This window comes from Ruegeria conchae, assembly GCF_000192475.1.
Lineage (GTDB): Bacteria > Pseudomonadota > Alphaproteobacteria > Rhodobacterales > Rhodobacteraceae > Ruegeria > Ruegeria conchae.
Genome location: NZ_AEYW01000004.1, coordinates 16,342 through 41,855, shown reverse-complemented (window position 1 = coordinate 41,855; position 25,514 = coordinate 16,342). Strand labels below are relative to the sequence as shown.

Annotated in this window: 28 protein-coding genes; 16 read left to right on the top strand and 12 right to left on the bottom strand. The window is 51.9% G+C overall.

Annotated features, from left to right (window positions below):
- Positions 1-94 precede the first annotated feature (94 nt).
- The 3 genes from G7G_RS0103210 to G7G_RS0103200 all read right to left on the bottom strand — a co-directional run bounded on the left by G7G_RS0103210 (position 95) and on the right by G7G_RS0103200 (position 4,423).
- Entirely contained in the window at positions 95-1,141 is a 1,047-nt protein-coding gene (locus G7G_RS0103210; protein ID WP_158005267.1) for a cytochrome P450, read from the bottom strand.
- A 344-nt stretch (positions 1,142-1,485) separates the two neighbouring features.
- A complete protein-coding gene (locus tag G7G_RS0103205; RefSeq protein ID WP_010438283.1) occupies positions 1,486-2,199 on the bottom strand; it encodes a response regulator in 714 nt (237 codons plus the stop codon).
- Positions 2,192-4,423 (bottom strand): ATP-binding protein, encoded by a 2,232-nt coding sequence (locus tag G7G_RS0103200; protein WP_238528759.1) that lies wholly within the window; start codon positions 4,421-4,423, stop codon positions 2,192-2,194. Before G7G_RS0103200 ends, G7G_RS0103205 begins: the two co-directional genes overlap by 8 nt.
- A gap of 259 nt (positions 4,424-4,682) precedes the next feature.
- Between G7G_RS0103200 and G7G_RS0103190 the strand changes: the two genes are divergently transcribed.
- The 4 genes from G7G_RS0103190 (at position 4,683) to G7G_RS0103175 (ending at position 7,968) form a co-directional block, all read left to right on the top strand.
- Positions 4,683-5,522 (top strand): alpha/beta fold hydrolase, encoded by an 840-nt coding sequence (locus tag G7G_RS0103190; protein WP_010438279.1) that lies wholly within the window; start codon positions 4,683-4,685, stop codon positions 5,520-5,522.
- A gap of 77 nt (positions 5,523-5,599) precedes the next feature.
- Positions 5,600-6,430, top strand: coding sequence for a class I SAM-dependent methyltransferase (locus G7G_RS0103185; protein WP_010438278.1), 831 nt, complete (start codon positions 5,600-5,602; stop codon positions 6,428-6,430).
- 152 nt (positions 6,431-6,582) lie between these two features.
- Entirely contained in the window at positions 6,583-6,942 is a 360-nt protein-coding gene (locus G7G_RS0103180; protein WP_010438274.1) for a group I truncated hemoglobin, read from the top strand.
- Positions 6,943-6,945: 3 nt separating this feature from the next.
- Complete coding sequence (locus G7G_RS0103175; protein WP_010438270.1) at positions 6,946-7,968, top strand: adenylate/guanylate cyclase domain-containing protein; 1,023 nt, start codon at positions 6,946-6,948, stop codon at positions 7,966-7,968.
- Positions 7,969-8,548: 580 nt separating this feature from the next.
- Here the strand turns inward: G7G_RS0103175 and G7G_RS0103165 are convergent.
- Both G7G_RS0103165 and G7G_RS0103160 read right to left on the bottom strand, forming a co-directional pair.
- Complete coding sequence (locus G7G_RS0103165) at positions 8,549-8,923, bottom strand: CAP domain-containing protein (protein WP_238528758.1); 375 nt, start codon at positions 8,921-8,923, stop codon at positions 8,549-8,551.
- Positions 8,924-8,994: 71 nt separating this feature from the next.
- Positions 8,995-9,426, bottom strand: a complete 432-nt coding sequence (locus G7G_RS0103160; protein ID WP_010438266.1) for a hypothetical protein — start codon at positions 9,424-9,426, stop codon at positions 8,995-8,997.
- An 829-nt stretch (positions 9,427-10,255) separates the two neighbouring features.
- Between G7G_RS0103160 and G7G_RS0103155 the strand changes: the two genes are divergently transcribed.
- The 3 genes from G7G_RS0103155 to G7G_RS0103145 are packed head-to-tail and all read left to right on the top strand — an operon-like array spanning position 10,256 to position 13,441.
- The gene (locus G7G_RS0103155) at positions 10,256-11,563 is read left to right on the top strand and encodes a hypothetical protein (RefSeq protein WP_010438263.1); all 1,308 of its coding nucleotides are present in this window, start codon (positions 10,256-10,258) and stop codon (positions 11,561-11,563) included.
- Positions 11,520-12,704 carry a cytochrome-c peroxidase gene (locus G7G_RS0103150; protein ID WP_010438260.1) on the top strand — a complete coding sequence of 395 codons (1,185 nt, stop codon included), beginning with the start codon at positions 11,520-11,522 and terminating at the stop codon, positions 12,702-12,704. The genes G7G_RS0103155 and G7G_RS0103150 overlap by 44 nt, the downstream gene beginning before the upstream one ends.
- Positions 12,701-13,441, top strand: coding sequence for an MbnP family protein (locus G7G_RS0103145; protein WP_010438257.1), 741 nt, complete (start codon positions 12,701-12,703; stop codon positions 13,439-13,441). Before G7G_RS0103150 ends, G7G_RS0103145 begins: the two co-directional genes overlap by 4 nt.
- 313 nt (positions 13,442-13,754) lie before the next feature.
- On the opposite strand, the gene G7G_RS24630 is transcribed toward G7G_RS0103145, so the two are convergent.
- On the bottom strand, positions 13,755-13,916 hold the full coding sequence (locus G7G_RS24630; protein WP_010438253.1) for a hypothetical protein: 162 nt from the start codon (positions 13,914-13,916) through the stop codon (positions 13,755-13,757).
- Between the two features lie 200 nt (positions 13,917-14,116).
- On the opposite strand from G7G_RS24630, the gene G7G_RS0103135 reads away from it, so the two are divergent.
- Positions 14,117-14,530, top strand: coding sequence for a hypothetical protein (locus G7G_RS0103135; RefSeq protein ID WP_010438250.1), 414 nt, complete (start codon positions 14,117-14,119; stop codon positions 14,528-14,530).
- A 780-nt stretch (positions 14,531-15,310) separates the two neighbouring features.
- On the opposite strand, the gene G7G_RS24345 is transcribed toward G7G_RS0103135, so the two are convergent.
- Entirely contained in the window at positions 15,311-15,481 is a 171-nt protein-coding gene (locus G7G_RS24345; protein WP_010438245.1) for a hypothetical protein, read from the bottom strand.
- Positions 15,482-15,725: 244 nt separating this feature from the next.
- Between G7G_RS24345 and G7G_RS0103120 the strand changes: the two genes are divergently transcribed.
- From G7G_RS0103120 to G7G_RS0103105, 3 genes are all read left to right on the top strand, one after another.
- Entirely contained in the window at positions 15,726-16,097 is a 372-nt protein-coding gene (locus G7G_RS0103120; RefSeq protein ID WP_010438242.1) for a hypothetical protein, read from the top strand.
- Positions 16,098-16,483: 386 nt separating this feature from the next.
- On the top strand, positions 16,484-16,921 hold the full coding sequence (locus G7G_RS0103110) for a hypothetical protein (RefSeq protein WP_010438237.1): 438 nt from the start codon (positions 16,484-16,486) through the stop codon (positions 16,919-16,921).
- A 331-nt stretch (positions 16,922-17,252) separates the two neighbouring features.
- A complete protein-coding gene (locus G7G_RS0103105) occupies positions 17,253-17,732 on the top strand; it encodes a hypothetical protein (protein ID WP_010438234.1) in 480 nt (159 codons plus the stop codon).
- A gap of 271 nt (positions 17,733-18,003) precedes the next feature.
- Here the strand turns inward: G7G_RS0103105 and G7G_RS24820 are convergent, their stop codons facing one another.
- Both G7G_RS24820 and G7G_RS0103095 read right to left on the bottom strand, forming a co-directional pair.
- The gene (locus G7G_RS24820; RefSeq protein ID WP_010438231.1) at positions 18,004-18,246 is read right to left on the bottom strand and encodes a glycine zipper 2TM domain-containing protein; all 243 of its coding nucleotides are present in this window, start codon (positions 18,244-18,246) and stop codon (positions 18,004-18,006) included.
- A 243-nt stretch (positions 18,247-18,489) separates the two neighbouring features.
- Positions 18,490-18,921: a hypothetical protein gene (locus tag G7G_RS0103095; protein ID WP_139056591.1), complete on the bottom strand. Its 432-nt coding sequence runs from the start codon at positions 18,919-18,921 to the stop codon at positions 18,490-18,492.
- Between the two features lie 146 nt (positions 18,922-19,067).
- Here G7G_RS0103095 and G7G_RS22705 point away from each other — a divergent pair, with 146 nt between their 5' ends.
- Positions 19,068-19,379 carry a hypothetical protein gene (locus G7G_RS22705; RefSeq protein WP_050806435.1) on the top strand — a complete coding sequence of 104 codons (312 nt, stop codon included), beginning with the start codon at positions 19,068-19,070 and terminating at the stop codon, positions 19,377-19,379.
- A 486-nt stretch (positions 19,380-19,865) separates the two neighbouring features.
- Here G7G_RS22705 and G7G_RS23635 read toward each other — a convergent pair whose 3' ends face one another.
- The gene (locus tag G7G_RS23635; RefSeq protein WP_120981277.1) at positions 19,866-21,518 is read right to left on the bottom strand and encodes a hypothetical protein; all 1,653 of its coding nucleotides are present in this window, start codon (positions 21,516-21,518) and stop codon (positions 19,866-19,868) included.
- A 263-nt stretch (positions 21,519-21,781) separates the two neighbouring features.
- Here G7G_RS23635 and G7G_RS0103075 point away from each other — a divergent pair, with 263 nt between their 5' ends.
- From G7G_RS0103075 to G7G_RS0103065, 3 genes are all read left to right on the top strand, one after another.
- Complete coding sequence (locus G7G_RS0103075; protein ID WP_010438221.1) at positions 21,782-21,982, top strand: DUF1059 domain-containing protein; 201 nt, start codon at positions 21,782-21,784, stop codon at positions 21,980-21,982.
- Positions 21,983-22,015: 33 nt separating this feature from the next.
- Positions 22,016-22,321, top strand: a complete 306-nt coding sequence (locus G7G_RS0103070; protein WP_010438219.1) for a rhodanese-like domain-containing protein — start codon at positions 22,016-22,018, stop codon at positions 22,319-22,321.
- A gap of 234 nt (positions 22,322-22,555) precedes the next feature.
- Positions 22,556-22,765, top strand: coding sequence for a hypothetical protein (locus tag G7G_RS0103065; RefSeq protein WP_375154076.1), 210 nt, complete (start codon positions 22,556-22,558; stop codon positions 22,763-22,765).
- A 91-nt stretch (positions 22,766-22,856) separates the two neighbouring features.
- Here the strand turns inward: G7G_RS0103065 and G7G_RS0103060 are convergent, their stop codons facing one another.
- On the bottom strand, positions 22,857-23,555 hold the full coding sequence (locus tag G7G_RS0103060; protein ID WP_010438213.1) for an SDR family NAD(P)-dependent oxidoreductase: 699 nt from the start codon (positions 23,553-23,555) through the stop codon (positions 22,857-22,859).
- Positions 23,556-23,642: 87 nt separating this feature from the next.
- Complete coding sequence (locus G7G_RS0103055; RefSeq protein WP_010438210.1) at positions 23,643-24,473, bottom strand: class I SAM-dependent methyltransferase; 831 nt, start codon at positions 24,471-24,473, stop codon at positions 23,643-23,645.
- Between the two features lie 425 nt (positions 24,474-24,898).
- Between G7G_RS0103055 and G7G_RS0103050 the strand changes: the two genes are divergently transcribed.
- Entirely contained in the window at positions 24,899-25,258 is a 360-nt protein-coding gene (locus G7G_RS0103050) for a YybH family protein (RefSeq protein ID WP_083828989.1), read from the top strand.
- Positions 25,259-25,514 lie beyond the last annotated feature (256 nt).

Sequence of the window (25,514 nt, the reverse complement as noted above, 5' to 3'; positions counted from 1 at the left end):
CATTTGATGAGTAGAATGTGCACCTTGGCGGATGTGGTATCGGCTGACAACAACCTTGGGTGTAAATTTCTCAATTCACCGAAACACGTATTGATCAGCTCAGAGGAGCAAGTGTCGCATGTAGATCGGTCACATTTGTGAACATCGGTGAATGACTGAATTCTGCCTTATCCAACCGAATGCGCGGAAAGGTTTGGGTCATATATCGGACAACTTCTTCAACCTCGATTGTGATCGCGTAACGCCCCAGGCAAGAGAATACACCACCCCCGAAATTCAGATGAGCTGGCTGCCCAGCACGTTCGAGAGAAAATTTTTCAGGCTCCGGGTAATAGCGCTCATCCCAATGGGCTGCCCCGATATTTGCAAAGACCGGTGTGCCCTTGGCGATATGCACGCCACCGATTTCTACGTCCTCCAGTGCTTCGCGAGAGGTTGAGATTGATCGTGGGTGGATACGCATAACTTCGTTCACGGCAATCGGAATTGCGTCAGGATCTTCGCGCAGCCTTTGCCAGATAGCGGGGCGTGAGGCCAGTTCGATAATGGTGCTTGCGATTTGATGAGAGGAGTTGTCGGTATTCGCCTCTGCCAGTTTGATAACCCAATTCCGAAGATCGTCATCCGTAAACTCATCATTGTTCGCTGCCCGGACCAAATCCGAAATCAGATTGTCAGAAGGGGCTTCGCGCGCGGCAGCAATCCGTGCGTCCGCATAATCAAGCAGGCTTTCAAACGCCTCGACAATTTCCGGCGTCTTTTCCGGATCTCGCGTATGAACTTGCTGAACCGTGTGCGACGTCCTGGCGATATAGGACGCGTCGCCTTTGTCCGCACCGACCCAATAACAATAGACCCGCGACGGCGTGGGATCACAAAGTGCTTCGATCAGGTCGACTCTGGTATGCGTCGGGATGTCAGAAATGATGTCAGCGACAACATCCTTAATGTCTTGCCGGAACGCCTCAGAGGCGTGCGGGCTCATCAGGCGCGCTATCGGCTGTCGTAATTTGCGCCGTTTATCACCGCGGTTGTAAAAGGATATAGACTCACGTTTGTAATTTAGCGCACGTCCTTCCGGCAGGCCCAACAGATGCATCAACTTTGGATGTCCTGTGCCAAATCGACGATCCAGGATCATGTTCCTGCAAATGTCATAGTCCAAAATTTCCACGCCGCGTTTACTACGGGCGATGCGCCATTTCCGTGCATGCTCAGCAAGGGTTTGAAACGGTCGCTTCTGATACGCTTCCGATGAAAAGTCTATCTCGGGTAGTTCGGAGATTGATAGCATATCGATTGCCCCAGAGTGGTCGACTTACTAGTGCGTGTCCTTCTTCAGACTGACGTATCGCTACGATGGACCACAGAAAGGCTCTCGGGCAAACTTCGTAACGATTACGGAAGGGTTCTGCACGCAGCCAATTCGTTTCTTTGGCGATTATCCCCGTTAAAGCTAGCAATCAGCTCGTTAAAAACGTGCCTTCACTTTGGGTCATACAAATATCCGATGCCTCGCACAGTTCTGATGATCTCGGGCTTTTCCGGGTTGGATTCAAGTTTTCGGCGAAGACGGGAAATCCTGATATCGATACTGCGATCAAATGGATCCCAGGATCGATCATGGGCCTGTTCAAGCAGCTGGTCGCGGTTCAGAACGCGTCCCTTGTTTTCGGCGAATACCTTGATCAGGTTGTATTCCATAGCGGTCAGCTGAACTTCGGAACCATCAGCGGCCAGAAGTTTGGCCGCGTCTTTATCCAATGTAAAATCGCCAAATGGTGCTCCGTTGATGTCGGGGGCTTCCTTGGTCGCCGTTTCATGTATTGCTTCGCGCCGGAGTATCGCCTTGATCCGAGCTTCAAGTTCCCGAAGGTCAACAGGTTTGCCCAGATAATCATCTGCCCCCATCTCCAATCCGACGATGCGATCGATAACGTCGCCTGCTGCAGTCAACATGATAACCGGTGTTGTGTTCTCAGGGCGCAAGGATCGAAGTATTGAAAGGCCATCTTCCTTTGGCATGTTGATATCCATGACAATGACGTCGACCCCGTTCGCAGACAGTATCTGCCTCAGCTCATCTCCGCCGGATGCTGCCGAAACCTCATATCCACGCTTGCCCAGATATTCCTGAAGCATTTCACGCACATCGACTTCGTCATCGCACACCAGGATATGCGTTCTCTTTTCATCCATCGGTTGCTTCCTTCCCTTCGGCAAGCAAATTGCCCACGAGGGTTCTGAGTTCCAAAGGCGAAACGGGTTTCTCGAGATGAGGCAAGCCGGATTCACCAAGCAATGCTTGCGAAGCCTGCCCCATCGTATCCCCGGTCACATAGGCCGTTCTGTTCAGCATGTGCGGAAATTCGGCAACCAGAGCCTGATAGATCTTTCGTCCATCAACACCCGGCATATTCAAGTCACTCAGGAATACGTCATAGTTTTCTGAGCGAAGATTGCGCAATGCTTCCTCACCGGATGAGACGAAATCGACGTCAAAACCTTCTTTTCTCAGAATCTCTGCGTGCAGCTCACCAACTTCAACTTCATCATCCACCACCAATGCCTTCAAAGACAGTGAAGAAGAAATTGAATCTTTCGGCTCATCTTCCATAAACTCGCTCTGTGCCCCGATAGGCAGCAAGATCCGCATACAGGTGCCAGTACTGTCGCTCTGATCAAGCCGAATCTGACCGCCATGAGACAGTATGATCCTGTGGCAAAACGCGAGACCAATACCGGTGCCTTCTCCAACTTCCTTGGTGGTGAAGAACGGTTCAAAGATTCGGGCGCGAATGGCCTTGGGGATTCCCGGGCCATTGTCCTTTACCGTCAACTCGACCATGCCTGAATCAAACCTCGGCCGCGCTGAAAGCTCGATCAGGTCACCGCGCTCAGATGACCTCATGGCCTGTTCCGCATTAATGATCAGATTGATGATAACTTGGGTGATCTGATCGGCATCCGCGGCAACCGGTGGCAAATCAGCAGGAATTTTCTGCACAACGCGGATTCCATCTGATGGCGTACCATACCCAACGACATCCGCCGCAGTCGCGATCAGCCCGGCAACATCGACATCCTCGATATTGCTGGGTTGCTGGCGCGCCATTGCCAGGAATGTTTTAACGATTTTCGCGCAGCGCTCGGCCGCATTGCTGATCTTCTCGATTCTGGCGGTCAGATCGGGGTCGGTAATTTCGTCCTTGAGCATGAGAGAATGCCCAACAACCACGGAAAGCGGATTGTTTAGCTCATGGGCCACGCCAGCAAGAAGTTCGCCAAGCGCTGACATCTTCTCATTCTGGAAAAGCATCTCGCGTTGCTTTGCGAGCTCTTCTTCAATCGCCAGTTCATCTGTCAGATCTCGTGTGTTCGAGACGATGACTTCTTCGCCGTTGAATTCGATCAGGCGGGAAGAATCTGCAGCCCAAAACTTTCTTCCATTTGCATCAACAAACTCCATCCGCCGATCTTTGAGAGATCCCGCTTCGCGAAGGTCTTTCAGGTATCGCTGACGTTCTGTCGGATCAGCATAGTAAGATTTGGAACTGCGGGCAGGACCAAACAGAGCCTTTATTTCCGGCGTTGCAAACAGGACCTCACCTGTCTCTGCATGCGTCATGTTGATCGCGGCGGGATACGCTTCCATCACCTGCCTGATCAAAGCATCGGCTTCCAGCTGAACCGTAAGATCAATAATACTGGTAACGATTACTTCTTCGCCTTTGTAATCGATCAGCTGCGAAGAAATTGAGGCCGGAAAAATCTTTCCATTGGCATTGCACAAATCGAGCTTGAAGTTTTCGACATGACCATCCGCCAACAGCAAGGTCACAAAATCCGCGCGCTCCTCAGGCTTGGCGTAATGCTCCCGCGCGAACTTGGAGGCGCCAAACATCTGAAGGGCGGCGGGTGTGCGATAAAGGATCTGGCCATCGCCAATGCGCGCCATCGTCACGACTGCAGAACTGGCATCCAGCACCTTCCTGATCAGAAGGTCTCCGTCGCGTTCTTCAGCCTCGGCCTGCTTGCGATCTGTAATATCCTCGCGCGTAACAACAAAGCCGCCAAGATTGGTGGGATGGACCGACACCAGATAAGTTCGACCGTCCGTTTCGGCCAGTTCATAATCCTGAATGAACTCGATCCCGTTGGCCAATCGGTCCGAGACCCACTGTTCTTCATTGCCGATGGCGTCAGCATAAATCCCGCGCCGCGCTGTTTCGCGCATCAGGATTTCCCAGTCTAGTCCGGGCTTTAACAGGTCCGCGACACCCTTGTTCATCTCGGCATAGCGCTGGTTGAACATGAGCAGGCGACGGTCGTCATCATAAAGGGCGAACCCTTCCTTAAGAGACTCGATTGCATCGCGCAGAAGGTCCCTTGCCTTCTCGATTTCCTGAAAATCGTTCGCCATGTCCATCGTCATCCTATTTTTCTACGGTATCATTGTTTCAGCGCCATTTCAAAATCAGCATCTAATGTTTCAATTGTTTCAAACCGGTCGGGGTGGCGCAAATTCCGGCCGTAATTTCCCATGTTTCAGAGACAGATAGCGCGTTGTGTGACCTGCTTCACAGAGCAACAACTGAAACACTTTGCGCTTATTTCGGAAATTTCAATGAAACAATGAACCGTCAGTTATTGCTCATCTCAAACGCAAGTGAGTAAGTACGATGACAATTTCATTTAGGTCTACCGAAGCAAGCAATGCACCGATTGTCGCATTGCATTCCTCCGCATCCAGCAGCGCTCAGTGGAGCCAACTGGAAGCCGATCTTGACGGTCGCTTTGATGTTCATGCCTTTGATCTGCCCGGCTATGGTCGTGCACCTTTGGCGAGCGATCACAGCCAAAAGGGGGCGGCAATTTCGGCGGCCTCCGTAATCAGAGAAATCGAAAAGCTGGGCAGCGCGGTTCATTTGGTCGGTCACTCGAACGGTGGCGGCATCGCAATCAAAATCGCCCTGATGCGCCCTGATCTGGTCAAAAGCCTGACTGTCTATGAACCGGCTGCGTTTCACTTTCTGGCTCATGGGAACAACAAAGGACGTCGCTTGTTCCAACAGATCAAGCTTTTGTCTGGGTTGGTATCTGGCGCTGCTGCCGAGGGTGATGCGGCCGCAGGAATGCAGCATTTCCTTGATTTCTGGAACGGAGACGGTTTTTGGGACAACCTGCCCGACAAGGCCAAAAAGAAATTTGCGGGCCAGATTTCGTCAGTCATGACGGATTTTGCCAACGGGTTTGCCGAGAGCTGGACGTTAAAGGATCTGGCCAATCTCGAGATGCCAGCCCTGGTGATGACCGGTCTGGAATCCCCTGAGATCGCTCAGAATGTCGCCGTGGCCATCGCCAAGACGTTGCCCAATGCACGTATCGCATTGTTGCCCGAGCTTGGACACATGGCGCCAATCTTCCAGCCGGAATGGGTCAATTCAAGAATCTTCGAGCATGTTGCCAATGCCGAGCGGCCGATCGCCGATTTCAGCTGGCCTGATCTCGAAGCTGCATAACTCAAACGCATTCAGAAGATGCGGCTATTTTGAAACCGCTGATCTAGGGTCAGCACAACACCCGGAGGACATCAATCATGGGTATTCAATCAACCATCGAACCCACAGCGGATTACACGGCAATCAAAGCCAAACAGAACGCAGCGTGGGGTGCCGGAGATTACAGCAAGGTCGGGGTCACGCTGCAGATAACCGGTGAAGAGCTTGCCGAAGCTATGGACATGCGCGCCGACTCAACGATCCTTGATGTGGCAGCGGGAAACGGCAACGCAACACTGGCCTTTGCCAGACGCTTTTGCGACGTAACCTCAACCGATTATGTCGAAAGCCTGCTGGAAGCCAGCGGCAAGCGTGCCCAAGCCGAGGGTCTGTTCGTAAACTACAAGGTCGCAGACGCCGAGAACCTGCCCTTTGATGATCAGTCATTCGACGCGGTAGTGTCCACATTCGGGGTAATGTTTACACCTAATCAAAAACAATCCGCTGCCGAACTTCAGCGGGTCGTTAAGGCGGGTGGAAAAATCGGCATGGCCAATTGGACCCCAGAAAGCTTTATCGGGCAACTGTTTAAAACGATTGGCAAGCATGTGCCGCCGCCTGCGGGCGTGAACTCTCCGGCGATGTGGGGAAGCCGGGATTGGATCGATCAGAATTTCGGCACTCGGTGCGCGGTAAAATCGTTTCGGCGCAAGAACTTCATGTTCCGCTACCGGTCAGCCGAGCATTTCATGGAATATTTCCGCACGTTCTACGGCCCGATGCAAAAAGCATTCGAAGCGTTGGATGCCGAAGGTCAGACATCATTGCGCAATGACATGATGGCGCTGATCAAAAGGTTCGACATCTCGACCAACGATTCACTGTGCATTTCTTCCGAGTATGCCGAGATTATCGTCGAACGCCGCTGACATAGTTTTTAGAACCATGACGCCCTTCGGCAAAGCTCCGAATGGCGTCAGAATGCAGCGACGGCAGCAGACTTGAATTGAACTGTGTAGAATTTGTAGTCTTTGACAATGGGAGCGCTTCCCTATTCGTACTATTTTGAAAGGGTTTTGGTATGGCTGAACGCACGCTCTATGAGAAGTACGGGGGATTTTCGCAGGTTAGCAAGATCGTCCTCTCTTTCTACGATACCCTTCTTGATAACGATGACATCGGGCCATTCTTCGACGAGGTCGATATGTCCCGGATGGTTGATCACCAGACTAAATTCATTGCTTCCCTGCTTGGCGGACCAGCGTCTTATACGGACAAACAGCTGAAACAGCTGCACTCACATCTCGATATCAACGACGCTCATTTTGATGAGCTTGAAGTGGTGCTGCGTGCGACCTTGATTGATCACGGTGTGGCCGACGAGGATGTCGAGGCAGTTGTCGCAGAGTTCGCCAAACGCCGCCCATTGATTGTCGGGTGACCCATGAAGATAGAAGCCATTAATGAACAGCTCCTGCGCGCAATCGGCGTCGGGGTCGCGCTACTGGATCGTAAATCATTGCGTTTCAGTTTTCGCAATGACACGTTTGACGACTGGTTCAGCAACGAAGCTGAGCCAAATCAGTTGCAGGAACTTTTTCCTGATCTGGATGCCGATGCCATGCAGACTGCCCTTGCGGATAACGGGCGATACGCATCGGAAATCAGGTTCAAAAAGAAACGCAGGACGCTGATCATCGCACTCGATTTCACTTCCACCAAAGACGACGTCCTGGTTCTGGTCTGTCAGAACATCACGCGGATCAAGGAGTTGGAATCCATGATCGATTCCTATTCGATGATGGTCGAGCGCAATACAAGAGAGATCAAACGCGAAAAAGAGCAGGTGGAGAAACTGCTTCTCAACATCATGCCTCGTTCGGTCTATGAAGAATACAAAACCTTTGGTGTGGTGACGCCACAGCTGTACAATCCTGTCTCTGTTCTGATGCTGGATTTTGTGGGCTTCACGGAAATGGTCGCCTCGCAGGACCCCAGCGTGACCGTCACTGAACTGAACGACATATATAGCGCGTTTGATCGTATCGGTGAGCAATTCGGTTGCGAGCGCATCAAAACGATCGGAGACGCGTATATCACTGTGGCGGGATTGCCTGATCCGACACCGGATCACGCCAAGGCTATCGCCAACACAGCCATCCGATTTGTGCGCTATCTGAACCGGCGCAATCTGAGCCATCCGCATCAATGGCATTGCCGGGTTGGTCTGTCTTCGGGTTCGGTTGTGGGCTCGGTCGTCGGAATTCAGAAGTATGTTTACGACATATTTGGACCTGCCGTGAACCTCGCTTCACGGTTGCAGGAATTCTCCGAGCCGATGGAAATCAGTGTTCAGGGCGAAGTCGCACATGTCCTGAAGGACCAATTCGATCTTGAAAATATTGGGGTCAGAACAATCCGAGGATTTGGTGAACAGGAAGTCTGGCGGCTTTCGGACAGCAGTTGAATGCAGCACCCTTGCCATCTTGGCTAACGGTAGATCAACTGAGTTGCACCTTCACAAAGTAAGAAACGGTATTTCAACGCGCGTTTTGGTCACTCGAACTACATGAAGTTCATCATATCGCAGCGTTGCTTGGCAAGTACGATCAAATGGGAGAACGCATCGTTTACAGTCGGCGTGAGCTTTGAAGTTTGATCGCTACAAATCGCAATAAAAATCGTCACTCCTGTGCGATTTTTCCAACGGATTGGTTTGTCGCAATCAACGTCGATCTATTGATTCCAAAGAATGGTAGTGGCGGCGCAAAAGTCCCACTTCGATGGTCCAGAGCTAGTCAATGTCGCAGAGCCTAGCAGTAAACATAAACACCGTCGCAACGGTTTTCTCTCATCATCTTAGCAGAACCGAAGGTACACTACACCAGGGTGGAGCCGGGATAGACGGAAGAGCAACTGGATGCCCATGTCGAAGAGGTTCGGCATGAAAATGGATTGTCGGATGATACCAAAGTTATTGCGTTTCATTGGAAGTCATCAGAGGATTGAAGCTGGTGGCGTTTTGCGGCGTCGAGAATGGCGCAAATCTACCTGCAGGGTGCGGCTAAAACCATAACCCAAGTACGATCCGCCGCTTCATAAAGCGCGAACTCCTTGGCTTTGCGAGAAAGCAGGTTTGCTCGATGTCCCGGTGATTTCGACCATGCTGCCATCACAGCGTCCAAACCGTTTTGTCCCTTGGCAATGTTTTCAGCCACGAAACACCAGTTGTAGCCTGTTTTGCGCACCCGTTCGCCCACGTCTGACCCGTTAGAGCCGGTATGCGAAAAGAACCCCCTCTTCACCATGTCATCGGCATGCGACTTGGCGGCTTGCTCCAACTTTGGGTTGTAACTTAGTGCTGGAACACCTTGACCGCCGCGAAACGCATTCAGCTCGTTTGTAGCCAATTTGTCGGCCATGAGAGCCGAGGGGAGCAGGAGTGCCATGGATAACAACAGGCGTAGCATCTTATGTTTGCCCGTAACTTTACTCAGTAATTTGAGTACCTGAAATTGACCACGGCATCGTTTTGAATTGCGCAGTGAGCTTTTATGTAGGAGCGGGCATCGGTACTATCGCTGGATCTCGCGACTTCCAAATCAATTAAATCAATCCCGTCTGCATTTGTCGTGTACGAGAGTGTGCGTTGGAAATCCACGGCGTAGTAGCCCTGATTAGTCATTGCGGCATGCGTTCGGTGCATACAAAGCCCGATTGCGTTTTCCTCTGGAGAAAGACTTGGGTGCTTCTGATAATGCGACCCATGATGGTGGTGATGCCGCGCAATGGATGCCCCTAAAACCCCGAGTGCGACACCTGCGATAACGTCTCCAGCATCACTGGCATTCGCGGTTGTTGGCTTTAGACCGGTCGTAGCGAACAAGGCAAAGGTGATCCCCATGCAGAGAGTTCTGTTAAACATTGGGCCGCTTCCTCGAAATTGGCATGGTATGCGTTGTCAGATATCCGTACCTGTAAGGCTAAGCTAGATTGCACGTTTCGGACCAGCTTTTTTGACTAAATTCGTGTCGATGGCTGGTTTGCACAAACAGTTTTATCTTCGTTTCAAAAGGTACGGCGCGCCGAACGCGTACCCCCTCATAGAAATCGCCAATCTTCATCAAGGCACGCCGCTCCTGCTTGGTATCGGTACAGCGTGTTTGAATTGTGTCTGGGATAAGAAAATAAGGGGTCTACGGGAATCCCCCAATTTCGGACAAGGCACTAACAGGGTAGATTGAATTCAACGGAACAACACTACCACTCCGTATACCCCCTCAAAAGAGAGGGGCTGGCTAAGACCCCCTCATCCAGCCCCTCACCACCTTCACTCTCAATCATTTGTGAGACGGTGGGTTCTTCCCCTACTCCCAATTTGGGAGGCCAGCGCAGTATACCACATGTGGCCCGCCATATTCAGCCCACTATAAATGGGGGGTTGGCAGGCCAACTGTCAGAAGCTGACGAATTCTAAGTCATCACTCCGGTTTAGTCGGATGTCGGCTCTGAGCCCAAAGTGGTAGTAGCTATTTCGTTGCAAACACCTGTTGCGCAACTTCGGCATCAGGTTCCAATGATTTTAAGGACTATTCAAAAAAATGGAAATTTGGGCGGTGGGAATCGCTGGGAACTCTGCCCTCAATTTTATGGCCAGCACATGCTCGCGTCTCGCTCAAATACGATATTCTCGACGGGAACCGTCTGATCTGCAATGATGCTCGTACTGCTTATGTTTTGCAGAGGGGGGAATTATGTTTGATTTTTCGTTGAAATTCGCCGCCCTGACAGCAAGCAACACTGCGCTTATTGTTGGTGTGTTGACGGCGAGTTCTCAGGCTCAGGTCCGTGAAGAAAGTCGCGCAATGGTGTTGTTGCGCTCACTACCGACGCTCAGCGCAAGCCACAGCGTGGCTATAGTCGAGTTGGATCCAGAGTCCGAAGATTTTGGCAAAATTATCAGTGAAGTAGAGCAGCCGGAACTCGAGCATCCGCTTCACCATCTTTACTACAGCCCTAACGGACGGCTTTATTCCACTGGCCTAGATCCCAAATGTAGTCTTGCGGAGATCGGATTGGCGCGTGACTCAACCGGCGCGCCCGAAGTGACCGGCATTCAGTGCCTCGACACTGCCGGCCAGATGGTGGGCGAAGACATCATGTGGACCCGGTCAAACGGAACTGAGTACATGTTTGTCACTTTCATGGGCGGCCTTGGCCAAGCCGATGGCGGTACGGTTGGCGTGTTCGACGCGCAGACCAATGAGGTCATCAAGGTGATAGAGGCGCGGAAAAGTGAAGTTGGGGAAAACGCGCCTTACATCCTGTATCCACATGGCATCTCGGCCTTTGACGACAGGATGGTTGTAACTTCCACTGTCCACCCAGATCTCGCCACCGGTGTTGGCAATACGGTAACGATCATCGACCTCAACACGCTCGAACCGGTCCAGACGATTGAGGTGCAAGGTGAGATGCCAGTCGGTTTCCCGTCTTCGCCCGTCGAAGTGTTGTTTGCGCGACCGTCGATCCACGAAGACATCGAACCGGCAGTGCTTGTAAATACCATGTTCGGCTTTGAAACATGGTCAATTCCGTATGACGCCGAAGCTAAAACTTTCGGGCCAGCTGAAGTGGTCTACAGCGGTGTCCAAAACGGAACTGCGGTGCCACTCGAATTCTACGGCAACGACACTGAGTTGTTTATCAGTCACGCGCTTCCGGGCGTGGTGAAACGATATGATCTTTCAAAGCTGCCCAAGCTGGTTTCGTCAGGACCAGACATCGTCGCCGATGCAGGTGCGCACCACATGATCTTTTTCACCACTAAGTCAGGACGTGAGGTGATCGCCATCCAGAACAATCTTCTCAATCTTGGCGACGCGAAAGCAAACGACCCGACAGATGTGGACTTTATCGCCGGACTCAACGCACACACGATAACCGTCCACGACCTTGCCACCGGCGAACGGCTAGCCACGGTGAATTTCCGTGAGCGCTACAAAAAAGGTGTCGACAATGTCGAAGGGCTTTTTGGCGCAGGGTTCGTTCACCACCACTGAAAAGCGCCAAAACATCAAAATGAAACTCGGGATCGCCGGGCTTTGCCTGGCGATCTTTATTGCATTACTGTCTGCGTTTTGGATCTCACGATCTCCTCCTGTGCCGACAGCCATCGCAGATTTCAAAGCACCATTTGTGTTTGGCCGTTTTTCGATCCCGGAAGATAACCCTCTGACAGAAGAAGCTTTTCAGCTTGGCAGGCGGTTGTTTTATGATCCCATGTTATCCGGCGACAACAGCATGTCTTGTGCAACATGCCATCAACAGGAGCGCGCCTTTACGGATGGCCAACCAGTCGCCTTGGGGCATGGCGGAAAGGAGCTTGCCTTCAACAGCATGAGCCTTGCCAATCTTCTTTGGGGACCGCGCCGGTTTTTCTGGGACGGTCGAAGTCCGACGCTGGAACACCAAGCACTGCAGCCATTGATAAATCCGGATGAAATGCAGCAACCGCTGGACGAACTTGTCCGCGAGCTAAAAAGCGCGCCTGAATATCCCGAGATGTTCTGGAAAGCCTACGGCGAGGTGTCGGAAGAGAACGTCGCCCGCGCGCTGGCAACCTTTATGCGAATGTTGATTTCCGCGAATTCCAAATACGATCGATATTTGCGTGGCGAACTGCGTCTTTCGCCGCAAGAAGAGCACGGGCGCAAACTGTTCATGGCGCATCCAGACGTTAAGGTCTCTTTGCGTGGCGGAAACTGCATCGACTGTCACAGTCAGTTCGTGACAGCTGGATTTTCGGATGGCTGGGATGGCTTTATCAACAACGGCCTTGATGCAGAACAGAACCTGGGCCGCGGACTTGAGGCGGTGACCGGTGACATCTTGGACCGGGGAAAGTTCAAGACGCCGACACTTCGAAACATAGCGGTTACAGGGCCTTACATGCACGATGGCCGGTTCGCGACCCTTAGCGAAGTGCTCACGCATTACAATTCCGGCATTCAGTTTAGCGATACACTTAGCCCTTTGATCCTTGAAGCGGATAATACCGTCGTAGATCCCATTGCTGCACACGGCCTCGGCCTCGCGCCCAAAGAAGTCGATGCAATTATCGCGTTTCTCCACACTTTGACGGATGAGGCATTTCTGACGGAGCCAAAGTTTTCAAGCCCATTTGAGGAAGAGACACAATGAAACGCCTAAACAGACTCAGCATCGTCGCCGTTTCCACTTTGGTCCTAGCAGCCATAATAGTTTTTGCCTTTGATTTTCGAACGAAACCCAGGCCGCTGAAACTGATTTTTGTAGCCGAAGCAAATGGCGAGCCGATTGAATTCGATACCTTCGCTTACACCAATCCCGGCGGAACAGAGATGTTCCGCCTTCGTGATTTCCGTGTCTACATCTCCAACATCAAACTGGCTGACGGTGACAAGGTACATGTCGTAGAAAACAGCTACCATTTGTTAAGGTTTGACCGCAGCACGCCGCAATTCAATGTGGTACTACCGAAAGTGCCTTTGCGACAGATATCAAGGATCTCGATGTCCATTGGGATTGATGAAGCCGCAAACGGGTCTATCGAAGTACGTGGCGACCTTGATCCCAATAACCGCATGGCTTGGAACTGGAACATCGGCTACAAATTTGTTCTGGTCGAGGGGGCTATCCAAATGGACGGGGCTGTAATGCCATTGGTCTACCATGTCGGCTTTAACGAAAATCGCCGGGATCTCGACTTTGTGGCGTCAACTTCCGTTGATCGGGATGAAAACAGACCGCTGACATTTTCCGTGGACGTCATGAAACTCTTTTCCGGAGAGGAGGTCATCAACATGACCGAACTACAGACCGTAAAGATGGACAGGTCCGACGCGGCACTCTTGGCAACGAATTACGCCCAGATGATTAATCCCATCTGGGGTGATTAATGGTGAACTTTGAGGAAAACTCACCAACAAGCGTCCGTCGAGTGGCTAGGTGACTCATTTATTCAGAAGTAGCGGGTCCATCCTGTAAAACGACATGCCCTATGATGTCTGCTTTGTCCGCACAACTGCCGTTAGTCTCGTCGCCAACCCTTTAAAAGCTCCCCAACCCGGTATTGTTCAACTTCGCGGTGTGCCATTGCGGTACGATAATAGGTCACCAAATCCTCCCATGACGACACAACATCCCGCCTCATTATCTGTGCCTGCGCATTCTATGACCGAAGGCTTCAACAACGCGCAGATGATAGAAAACCTAGTCGTTAGCCCCATCTACCTTGAGAATTCGGTGCTTTGAGGCTGCAATGACCCCATTCAGGTCACCAAACTCGGCCAGAAGATGCTTTGCTAATGGCTTTACGTCGATCCTTGGGATTGCGTTGAACAACAGCAACTCCAGTAGTTCATACTCCGGCATCGGCTCATGAATGCCGTCAACCTCGGTGCTAAGGGCGCAAAGCCCCACGTATCAGTAGATTATGCCCGCGGCGCAGATAAAGCCGCTGTAGCCCACCCCGACGAAGTCGCGCAGGGCTATGCCAGCGGCAAGATCGACGCCCTACAGAACTGCAGAGACACACCCGGCGCGGTTGCGGCCCACGACGCCAGCAAGACGCCATGCAAGCCGCTCTGGGGCCTGAGGGAGCAAATACGGTTCGCAACCAGATTGCTAACGAACGCACCTTTGCAGACACACAAAGGGCGCTTACAGGAAATTCCACGACTGCGCGCCAGTTGATTGAGCAGGGCATAGTTGGCGGCGCTGGTGGTGATGCAGGATTTGCCGCTACAGGTGACCTGACCGGGGCCGGTGGTGGCGTAGCTGCTGCGCTGATTGCTCGGAAAGGCGGCGCAGCGGCTCTGCGGCATATGTCGGCATGTAAAGAGACCAAGGTTGGCCCTGTCATTGCCGAAATGCTGATGCGGGCGGGTGTGCCTGCCAATCTTCAAGGAGCGGTTCAAAAGGCCCCCGACAAGGTAAAACAGATGATTATCCGCGCCCTGATGACGAACATAACTGGGCCTCAATAAACGCGGAATAAAGGATATAGGCTCCGTATAGCGAGGGGTCTGTTACACCGCCCAAAGAGGCGAGACCAAGAGCGCCTCAGCCAAGCGGAGAAAGCTGTCTATCGGTATCTGTTGCCACACCCCATAACGCCCAGCAAATAGAGGTAAATAGCAACCCAGACGCAGCAATCACGCAATAGAGCTCTAGGATAGTCAGGTCTGCAACAGTCATGCCCCACAACATGGACACCAGCACCCGGCCTGTAAAATCCGTAGGGGGGGAGTTAAGCCGGATTATCCAATGATATCAGCGCCTATTCACGCTTAAAGTGCACACAAATGACTGACCGAGAAAACGCCACAATCTGGATAAGCGTCAACTCTTCTTCCACTCCTAACAAGGTTGGATACCGCATCCTGTTCAATATATTAGCTACACAGCATCGGGGCATCTGCTCAGATAGCTGTAATCAGGGCGTTTGCCGCTCCTAAAAAACCCGCTACTGCCGCTGCACTCGCCAATAGTATGCAGACGACTTCAATCGCACTTAGTTTCATGTTTTGCCCCCAAGCAAGTCTCACATTGGACTTAGGGCAACCGTCGATGACCGAAAAGAACGTCATGATTTACGTGGCGGAAGCCTGCCTTGTTCAAGGCGTCAATCCGCTCAACTATCTATGCATATTACTTATGGTTGAGGGCATGAACGGTACTTGAAGCTTGACCTGTTGCACCACTGCACCGCTTCTATCGCTTGAGCCCTTTCTCTCGCCCACACGCCACCATTTCGCGTCTGAGCGTCACAATCCCTGCAACACTGGTTCTGTGGTGTTCAGCCGCTCGTATTGCTCTACCGCTGACAAGTACTCCGCAAGCTGCTTGCCTTCCTCGGTATCTGGTTCCGATCCCCATAGATACTCAATCTCTCGCAAGGCGGCGCGGTATTCAGTCGGGGTGCGCACAGTGGTCATGGAAACACCTCAAAGCTTTAATCTATACGACGTGCATACCTGTAAGTGCGTGATTCTGATAGGCGGCTGTTTTGGCCTCGATACGGTTCCGCTCAATGTTGTAAGACCCGTCGGACTGGATAGCATACAATTGCGCTACAAAGGATTAACGCACATTAAGCAAAATTAACTTTGGCTTTTTCAAACCATAACGCGACTTCATCTATAACACTTCCCGAGTCCATAAAGTTCATGGAGTGCGGCAATGTTTGACTTTAGTGACGTCACATTTGACATGGAAAATTCATATGTGCTTGAAGCAAGATCACAGGATTATGCAATTAACACCAATGATTTGAGTTCGAACTTGGATGCCAATGATTTGGATCTCGAATTTGAAGAATGGGCAGACTCGTCGGATCATTCACCAAATGCGGAATGGACATCTGATTTTCTCAACGAGTACCAAGACCCGCAAAATTTGCGCGACATGCAAGAACTGATGGAGAGTGGCGTGCTTAGCCCTACGGCTGAAGAACTGAACCAACATAATCAAATATTGCGAGTGCTAATGACGACTTACGGGAACACCATAGTTGACTTGTCGCGAGCGACTGCATTTAGCCTTACTCGCTAGTGCACTGGCCCTGCACCGATTGCGTCCGGTGTGGGGCTTTCAATTGGGTGTCATCTAATCTGGAAGCACCCCGCTCCGGACCGCTTCAAAGAAATTGAGGAAAGGCCTGCCTTCTGGCGGTTATTCGCAATCGTGTTGATATGCTCAACCTGTGGGTGCAATAATAATTCCAGTATAAGCGGAGACGGTTCTTGGGTCAGATTGGAAAGGGCGAGGTTTGGCTCGCGCTCTTGTTTATTGCGATTTTTTCGTTTGCTTTGCTTCACTACGTGCAACCGGTTTGGGTGCAGGACGCCGACGCAAAAGTGGCTAACGCACTTGAGTAGAGCTACGCGGGATCGAGGTTCGACCAATTCGAGGTCTCTGTGGAGCAATGCGAAATCAGAATGTACCGTAAAGATACCAAAGCATATGAAAACGGTTCAACACTACAGGCATTCAGCACATACATAGACCTTCGCCATCACGAAGCGGAAATTGGCGACATCAGCAAATCCGATGGCGATACGTGGTCAATTTTTGTGAACTGGAAGCCGGTTGGCGAGTGGGAAACTCAGACGGAAGAAATTAAGAAAGAGGCTGAAGCACACCTTCAGGCTGCCAGGACGAAGTATGGGCGCGGACAGGCGGCTGCGATTGCGGCCAGCGAAAACCTTTCTCAGTCGTACGACACCAGTGACTTTCATTCACTAGGGACGACTGAGTATTGTCCCGCCGGACTGAGTGTAGGGCCGTTCACAAGAGCCTATAAGCTTGTTGGGCGTGACGCTAAGGAGCTAATGCAATCAATCCAAGCGCTGATGATTGAATGTCGAGCACGCTAATTCCTGGCCGGACAGAACCGTTCAAACGGCACCGTTTAGCAGGTTTAACGGTTTTTGCAGGGGTTGGCGTCGAAACAGGGTTTTCTGCGCAATACGCGCGCCTAGTCTGTTATCGGTTGACGGTGTCAATTGCAGAATCGAGGGTGAGGCGCATTGCAGGCCCCTGTGGCAATGCTATCTACGCACCAGAAAGCGGCCGAATTTATTTAGGAAAAATCAATTGAGTGCTCATAGATGGAAATCGATAGCTACTGTATTCCTGACGTTTTCGGCCTCAACCGCACAGTCATCAGATAGTTGCAGCACGTGGGTGGGAAGCGCGAATAGAGACATGGTGGTCGAGATTTCCGAGACGTTCTTTCTCAATGAGGTTCGCAATCTTGGTGAAGATCACCGAAAAACAATTGAAAACCACTTACGGGAGAATACTCAGCTAATTAATGAACCGATATTCAGGGCACTCTGGGCTTATGTTTATGCTCTCAAAGGTGATTATCTGAGTGTTGTTGCACAAGCTGAAGCAGCCGAGCGCTTGGCTCTTAGAAGGCAGGACTGCTATTTATTGGAAATCATTGACATGTCACAAGCGCTGAGAATTGCGTCCATCAGAGCGCATGGAATTTCCGAACAGCGTGACGAAGTGCTCTTTGACGGGTTCACTACGGTGTTGCCAGATTCCAGAGGGAACAGATTGGTCGATCGCGCAGTTGTTGTTTGCGAAGCACTGGCGGCAATCATTTATGCGGAAACCGGGCGTCAGCTTGACGTAGGCGAAGACTGCCAAATCAAGAGCGTTACCCAGTTACAGTGAAAGCCCTCTTTGGCGTTTATGTTGCTTAGCACAGGAAGTTTGTTTTTCCTTCTCAAGGGTATCGTTAAGCTCGGTCAAATCGAGGTAAGAAAAGGGGCGCACCCACCACAAGCGCGCCCCACCAAATGAATTACCAAATCCTAGCGTTCTCAAATACACCAACGCTTACTAGTTAATGCAGGCAGTGTGTCCGATTCTGAGTGGGCGGTCAGTGATGCGGGTTACACAGGTTAGATATTAAGTGGACCTCAGAGTCTTCGACCAAAGTTTGTTAGTTGCAGGCTGATTGCCCTGCATACATACCAACGCCTGCACCCGCTGCGGTCGCCAGAGTCTTGCCTGTTCCGCCACCGAACCGGTTTCCAACTACTCCCCCAAGGGCAGCACCACCTAAGATACCTGCCGCACAGCGTGCGTCATGCTGTACTTGGGCTTGAGTTGGCGTCGTCGGTGCTCCACATGCGGCCACGAGCAGTGAAATCCCAAGTACACAGGTTAACAGTGCTTTGTTCATCTCGATTGCCTCTCAATTTACCGAATTAGCTGTCTGAGTAGGTGGCTCTTGGTCGTCTATAGTACAAGGCATCAGCGTCTGTGCGATTTAATGTTAACCAAATTTTAATAAAGGGAACTCTGGGTCCAGCCCCTAGCCCGCAACCCAATCTCCTTGAGTTTTCTAAGTCTCAGTTCGCTAGTCTTCCGAAGCGCAGGCCGCCGTTACCCACCAATGGCTCATTCTTGCATTACGGGTTTGGCGTCAGTAGCAACTCGCTACAATTTCGCGAGCGACTTGAGTGTCTTCTCCAAATGAAGTGTACAATTCCAGATATGGGCTGACAGCCCTATTGTCCGATACATAAGCTCGGAAATCGGGCAAGTCGGGATGTTCATTTATTGAGCCTTGCAGAGCCTCAAATTGCGCCTGAGAAACAGCGTTTGCCGGGTCGGCTTCGAGCCATTGAGACATATCGTCGTCGCGCCAATCGAGCACCCAAAAGTCATTGGGTGAAGCTAAGCGGCTTGGATCATGTTCCCAAAGCCAGACTATTCGAGAAAGCCGCATTGCGAAGTTTGTTTTCGTAGCTTCCGCTCCTAGTTGGACAAGCTCGCCAAACTCGGGACGCTCGGTGGATACCAATTCGGCAAAGTCGTCCTGAAACTTGAACTTAAGCTCCAGCTCGTCTCTCAACGCTGGCTCTATGCAAGTCCAATCAGGTGAAGCCACCGTTGTGCTTGGCAGCAAAAAGGCACAAAGCATTGCAGTTCGGGTGAGGGCGCTTGATAGCTTCATTCCGAACCTTTCTTTGAAAGCACTTCCCCGATCCTGAACGCGGCTTGGCTGAAGCGGCAAGGGTATTGAGACCAGAAGGGCGTATCGCGTTTTCAATCTGGAAAGGGAAAGGATCAGATGGTGCATTCGGTTGGTTGTTCGATGCGGTTGGACGACTGGGCGACCCCTCTGTAACACTACCTTTTGGACCAGATGCTCATATGCTTGCCAACCGTTCTTCTGCTGAACCTATGGTCACCAATGCGGGATTTGCAGAGGTTCAGTTGTTCGATGTGCCGTCTGAATTGTATGTACAGCAACCTGAAGATTTGTTTGATGCATTTGACCAAGGTGCCGTTCGCGCGGCATCACTGTAGGGATCGCAGCCAGCTATGAAGCGAGATTCAATTCGCTCTGATTTGGCAGAACGTACTCGCACTCTAGGCACCATGCACAATGGCGGTTTTCTTGTTCCGGCTCCGTCTGTCATCATTTCAGCCGTTCGCCGCTGATTTTTTCAAACCTTTGGTGATTACGCACGCTCTCCGAACGGCAGCTTTGTCCGCGATCTAGACCTTTGACAGCGAATCGATCTGCGCCTGCAGCGAATGAAGGCTTTGCGGGCTGCAGCCACGGCAATTTGAATACTCAGCGAAGGTCCGGATTGGACCGATACCAGTCCAAGCCTTCCAAATTTGGCAAATACCGTTTCGCATCCGAGGTCAGGAACGAGCCCAAAGCGGCCCTGAGAAATGACGCAACTCATCTCCCGCGGTGAATGTAGGTAACACGCTTTAGGTTGGATCGGGGTAGATGCCTGCCGTTCGGCTATCAGCCCACGATCTCGTAACCCATCTAGGCCTCTATGCTTGGATCGGATCACCTGGCAACCCTATATCCTCTCTGATGGGGTCAGGCAGATGAAGGTTTTGTGCCAGGATATCCGCTTTTTCTGACAGCGTTTCCGCGCGTTCTGCAGCAGTTTCCGCTTTGGAGTGCATTCGCGACTTTCTGAGTATCCACGCCTTCACCAACCAGAAGTGTCGACAGTAGGGACGCATTTCAGTCGCGTCCGAAATTGCTTCAAGCGCGAGTTGCTGATCACCTGCCATCATGTGTGCAATCGAAAGGGGATAAAGCCGGTATGGCAGAAACGGATCTTCGGTGGAACGATCCACAGCCTCTACCAAACTCTTCCGAGCAGCTTCCCAGTTGCCGGCAATAAATTCGGTATAACCGCTCGCCTCCATGCCCAAAACATAGCTGGGATTCAGCCGGAAAATTCTATCGATGTCCTTCCTTGCACCATTCAGATCACCCGCGAGGCGCGCGCGCACCTGGGCCCGCGTGTACCAGCAATAATCGGAACGAGGCGCAGTCTGAACGGCTTTATTCGCAGACTCGATGATCCGCGTGCGTAAATCAGGATCAGCCTCGCGATAGCATGCCTCCAAGGGGTACAGTTTGGCTTCGCACCACATCGCAAGCCCGGACCCATTCTCGGGATCAAGTCGAAGCGCTCGCTCCAGCAATTTACCCGCATGATTATAGCCCTCGACGGTGGCACGGTAAAACAGCATTGCCGCTCGGGATCTCAACTCACTTGGGCTCAATTGATCGTCTGGAATATCATTAAGTCGGTCACCGTCAAACGCATTGATCTGCAGACGTAAATCGTCTGACAGCTGTTCTGCAGCCCGGTCGCTTAATTCAAACAAATCCTCTGAATCTCCGTTTAAGAAGCGCGACCAGGTTACCTGTCCATCTCCCAACCGGGTAAGGCTGGCCGAGATCCTTGCTTCGGTTTCTCGGCAACGCAATCGGCATCTCAGGCTATACGTTGCATTAGTCTCAGACATTGAATCTGTTGCGATTACACGCACACCAGTGCGGCGCGAAAGACTGTAAACCAGTTGCTCCTGCAGATCAGCGCAAACCTCGAGCGTTTCTCTTGTTTCGGGGGCACTTGTGACCGGCTCCACTGCAATAGAAGGCAATTCTGTGTGTTCTTTCTCTCGCTGCGTTGCGGGCCGCCATTGAAACCCATTCACAGGATTAGCAAGATTCTTTAAGTCGTACGTACCCGCATCGCTGAAACCCGCTGAAAGCTTTTCGTCCAACTGCCGCTTGAGGTCTTCGGAGATCATCACACCACCGGGTGGCGCTTCAGTCTGCAGGCGCGCAGTGATGTTGATGCCGGTACCATAAATGTCGGTCTCGTCTTGAATGATCTCCCCGAGATGAGCGGCCATCCTCAGCCTGATTTTTTCATGGTCGACCAACGCAATTTGCACAAATTGAGCGGTTTCGATTGCCGCTGATATCGACGGAAAGGCAATTATCCATCCATCGCCCATACGCTTCAGTATCTCGCCGCCTCTTCGGACGGCCTCAGGTTCTAGAAGTTTATCACGAAGTTCGCGGACCAACTCGATCGCGAGCGACTGATCCGCCTCCATTGCGGACGTATAGCCGACCAGGTCAGCCATCAAGATCACGGCAAGGCGAGCTCTCATAAAACGACGTTAAGACAACGTTAAGGCATTGTCATCTTTTGAAAGCGGGCGATGCGACCTCGGGGCATCAACAAAGCAATGCAGTGACTGGCGGCATTGTACCAAACTGGCCCTTGGCGCAGATCGCGCCGAAGGTGCCAGGAGAGCCCCAAAGGCGACTTTCACAGCGATGACCACGTCTCACAAACAGTCTATCTAACTGCCGGATTCGGTGAATAATGCCCAATCTGCTATCCTTGGTTCAAACAAAGGGGAGAAACTAGATGGCGAACGCGTTTTCATATGCTTGTCGGGATTGTGAAGGGATGGCGGCCTGTCCCGCAAGCGTGGTCGCCGAGACCAAGGATGAAGTTTGGAAACTTATGGAACTCCATGCGCAAGTTGCTCATAACGAAAATCCTGCTGATTGGGATGGTGAAACACGGGCCTATCTGGCGACCTTGATTAAACCCGTGAACGTCTGAAACGTGCTCTGGCACAGACGACTGGAGGTCGACATGGCGCGCACATTTGCTCAAATGGAAGAAGAGGGAATTTCGGCTGCTGAAGGCATCTCCGCTGCCGAAGCACTCGCAACATTGGAGAATGACCAAAAAGTACTCTTGGTCGATGTAAGGGACACCGCGGAAATGGACGCCACCGGTGTGAACCCAAATGTCGTAGCTGTGCCCGGCCGCGCTCCTAGCTATCGTGGCGCTGCCGCAGCAAACGTCCTGACCTCAATGGGGTTCCAACATGTTCGCTTCGTCGATGGGGGCATGGCAACTTTGATCAATGCTAGGGCCACCACTCAACGACTTTGACGGTGCTATCTCGTCTTACCAGCCCATCATTTGAAAGGGCTTGGTTACCGCTCCGAGCCCTTACGGACGCGCAAAATAGATGGTGCTACGATACGCCCGATTTAGGCAGACAAGTATCCAGGCATCGCCGTTGTTGGAGGATGCATACATGATAATGCGGATTTTCAGGTGCTTGTGAGACCAGGTAAGGAGAAAGAGTTCAGTAAATTCTTTCACGAAACTGCCATTCCATTGATGAAACGGACAAAGGGCGTCGTCCAAGTCTTGCCGGGCGCCGCAAGATCAGGTTCCCCGAGAGAGTTCAGCATTGTGATGATTTGGGACAGTCTGGAGTCTCTAAAGGCGTTTGTAGGGGAGGACTATGAAAGCCCCCACATCGATCCGGCAGAAGCTGAACTGGTCGAAGCTCGGTCAATCAAACACTACGACCTGGTGGAGTTGTAAAGCAGACCACCTGCTATCGGCCTCGCGCCCTGGCGGATGTTGCTGTGCGCGTGGGTCAGCACTTTCTGAACGACCAACCAGATAGAGCCTGTCATAGATATGGCGTCCTTTGGGGGCGCACTGTGAGTTCCGTGACGCAGGCGTTGTTGGACAGCATTACAGCAGTCGAGATTAGCGTTGAAATTTCTTCAAGCTGAATCATTTTGGAGCGGTCTTTGCCTGCGTCGGACACGTCTGGAGTGTTGACAAACCCCGGGTGCACAAGGGTGACCCGAACACCGTCTTCGCGGACATCTTCGAACAGAGCCTTGGCAAAACCAGCCTGCGCATGCCGCAGGGCACAATGAATGGCGTGATTTTTCCAGCCCAGCCAGGATGTAGGCCCGCAGATATAGACAAATGCTCCCTCTGTTTCACGGATCGCAGGCAAGACATGCGCGGTCAGTCTGATGGTTGACCGCAGCACTTGGTCGATGGATGTGTCCCAATCTAAAAAGCGGTCAATCGAAACAGCGCCGTAGGTGAACTTGGCGGCGCAGTGAACCATCGCGTCCAACCGCTCGCTTTGCAGCGCCCAGTCTGCGAGAGCGGCCACAGAAGTCATGTCGCCCATTTCTGCGGCAAACCATTCGCCCGTGCCACCTGCGGCCTCAACCATGGCAATTGTTTCTTGCAGCGCTTGCTCGCGGCGTCCATGCGCGAGTATGTTCCACCCTTTCGAAGCCAGGTCGATGGCCGTTGCCCGGCCTATTCCACTTGAGGCACCCGTAATCAGAGCTGTTTCAGCCATGAGCATTCCCCGATTTGCTTATGGAAGATTACCACAAACCGCCACCCCACTTAAGAAAGGCCAAACCTGACCTTTTAGTCAAAGCAGCTAAACTGGAAGGCGCGCGTGGATTTCAATTGGGGCAATCAAACCACGTTCGATATTCCTGACCATATGTTGCACCTTAAGCGCGGTGTCATCGCCCATTATAAGATGAAGACCCAAAGGTGGAGGGCCATCTGAACGGCTTTGTGCAGTTGCCAGATCTGCAAAGAACTGTTTGGCGAATGCAGTGCGGTCGATCCGCTCACTCACCTCGAAACCGACAGATTTCAAAGCAGCTTCATATGTCTCCGGAGAAGTCAGTGCGCTTTGATCTGCAGATGACGCCCAGGGTGCGGGATAGTCCATTTGCCCCTCTCCGACTTGCATAACATCGTAAATCGCAAAAATTCCGCCTGGCCTGAGCACTCGCTTCGCCTCACGGGCGATGCCGACTTTGTCCGCGATGTTCATGCCGACATGGATCATGTAAGCGGCGTCCATGGAGTCAGTGTCCAGCGGCAATTCCAACACGCTGCCTTCGATGAGTTGAACTCGGTGTAACAAGCCCGTCCATTCTGTAAGAGCGCGACCGGTTTCCACAAACTCGGCGGTTAAATCGACACCGGTCACATACGCCCCGGTGGCCGCCGCCACATAGCGTGCCGGACCCCCGAGCCCACAGCCAAAATCGACAACCCGGCTTTCAGGTGAAAGGCCGAGAGCTTTCACAAAAGGTTCGGTCGCGAGACGCCCGCCAATGTGAAACTCGTCAACCGGCGCCAAAGCGTCGTGGGAAATTGGCGGGGTCAGGCCCAGTGCTGCGCAACCATCGGAAATCCGTTTGAGCAAGTGACCGGAATGGTAATGGTGCGCGACTTCGTTGGGATTGGTCATATTGAAGCTTCCCTAATCGATGCCGTCAGGATACACAGGGTGAGCCAGAATGTCAGCTTCGTCCGCTCTTCGGACCTGCGTCTGTCTTCCATCTTCGCCCGTGCAGCGAATGTCTCCTTTGACGGGCCGCATCGCGGCGACGGTGATCAAGGCCGAACGGCTGCATTGGGCCGTTGTCACACATCCCAACAAACTGACTTATCGGCAGCTTTGTCCACGTAGCAGTCGTTCACGCCTAGTGCAGCGAACGGCTGCTCTGAGCCCAAAGAGTCAAATGCTGCATCTTGCTTAAATGTCAGTTCCCAGGCGCAAAACAAAAGACGGGTTTGTCCTAGGTAGAAGCGACGCAAACAATCTGATCGAGGTTGATTTGACAGTAGAATTGCAGAACCTGATGCTAGGACAGCGAAATTAGGAGTGTTTGTATGTCCTTCAAACAACAGTGCCAGGAGGTATTCGACCACTATGTCGCCTGCTACCGAAAAGGGGACGCCAATGGATGCGCTTCCGTGTTTGCAGCGCAAGCAGAGATGTACTCTCCCTTCGGCCCACCTTCCATTGGAAGGCAAGCTATTGAAGACACACATGCAGAGTGGGTCGCGGAAGGTGGAGAAGACAAAAAAATCAATGTCTCTAGTGCAGGTCGAGACGGCGAACTCGGCTGGTGTCTTGCAGAATTTAGCGAAGGCACGACAGGTGAAGGCGTTTCGCTGAATGTGCTTGAGCGACAACCAGATGGTCGATGGCTAATCACCCTATGCAGTCTTAATGAGACGCATCCCTAGAATTTAAACAGCTTGCTGCCGTCTGTTCCCATGCGTCGAATTGCCGATGTTAAATAGTTTTTATCTAAACCAACCGAGCCGAGCTAAATTGAAAGGAATCTACCATAGCCTCGCAATTGAGTTGTTTTGTTCGGTTTTGGGTTGAATTGTTCCAAGAATAACGCACTTTTGGCTGAGTTATGGTGCGTTCAAGTTGATCAAGCCACTGTACGACAATCGACAATTGAGCGCGTATAGTGAACCGTGCAATCTTATG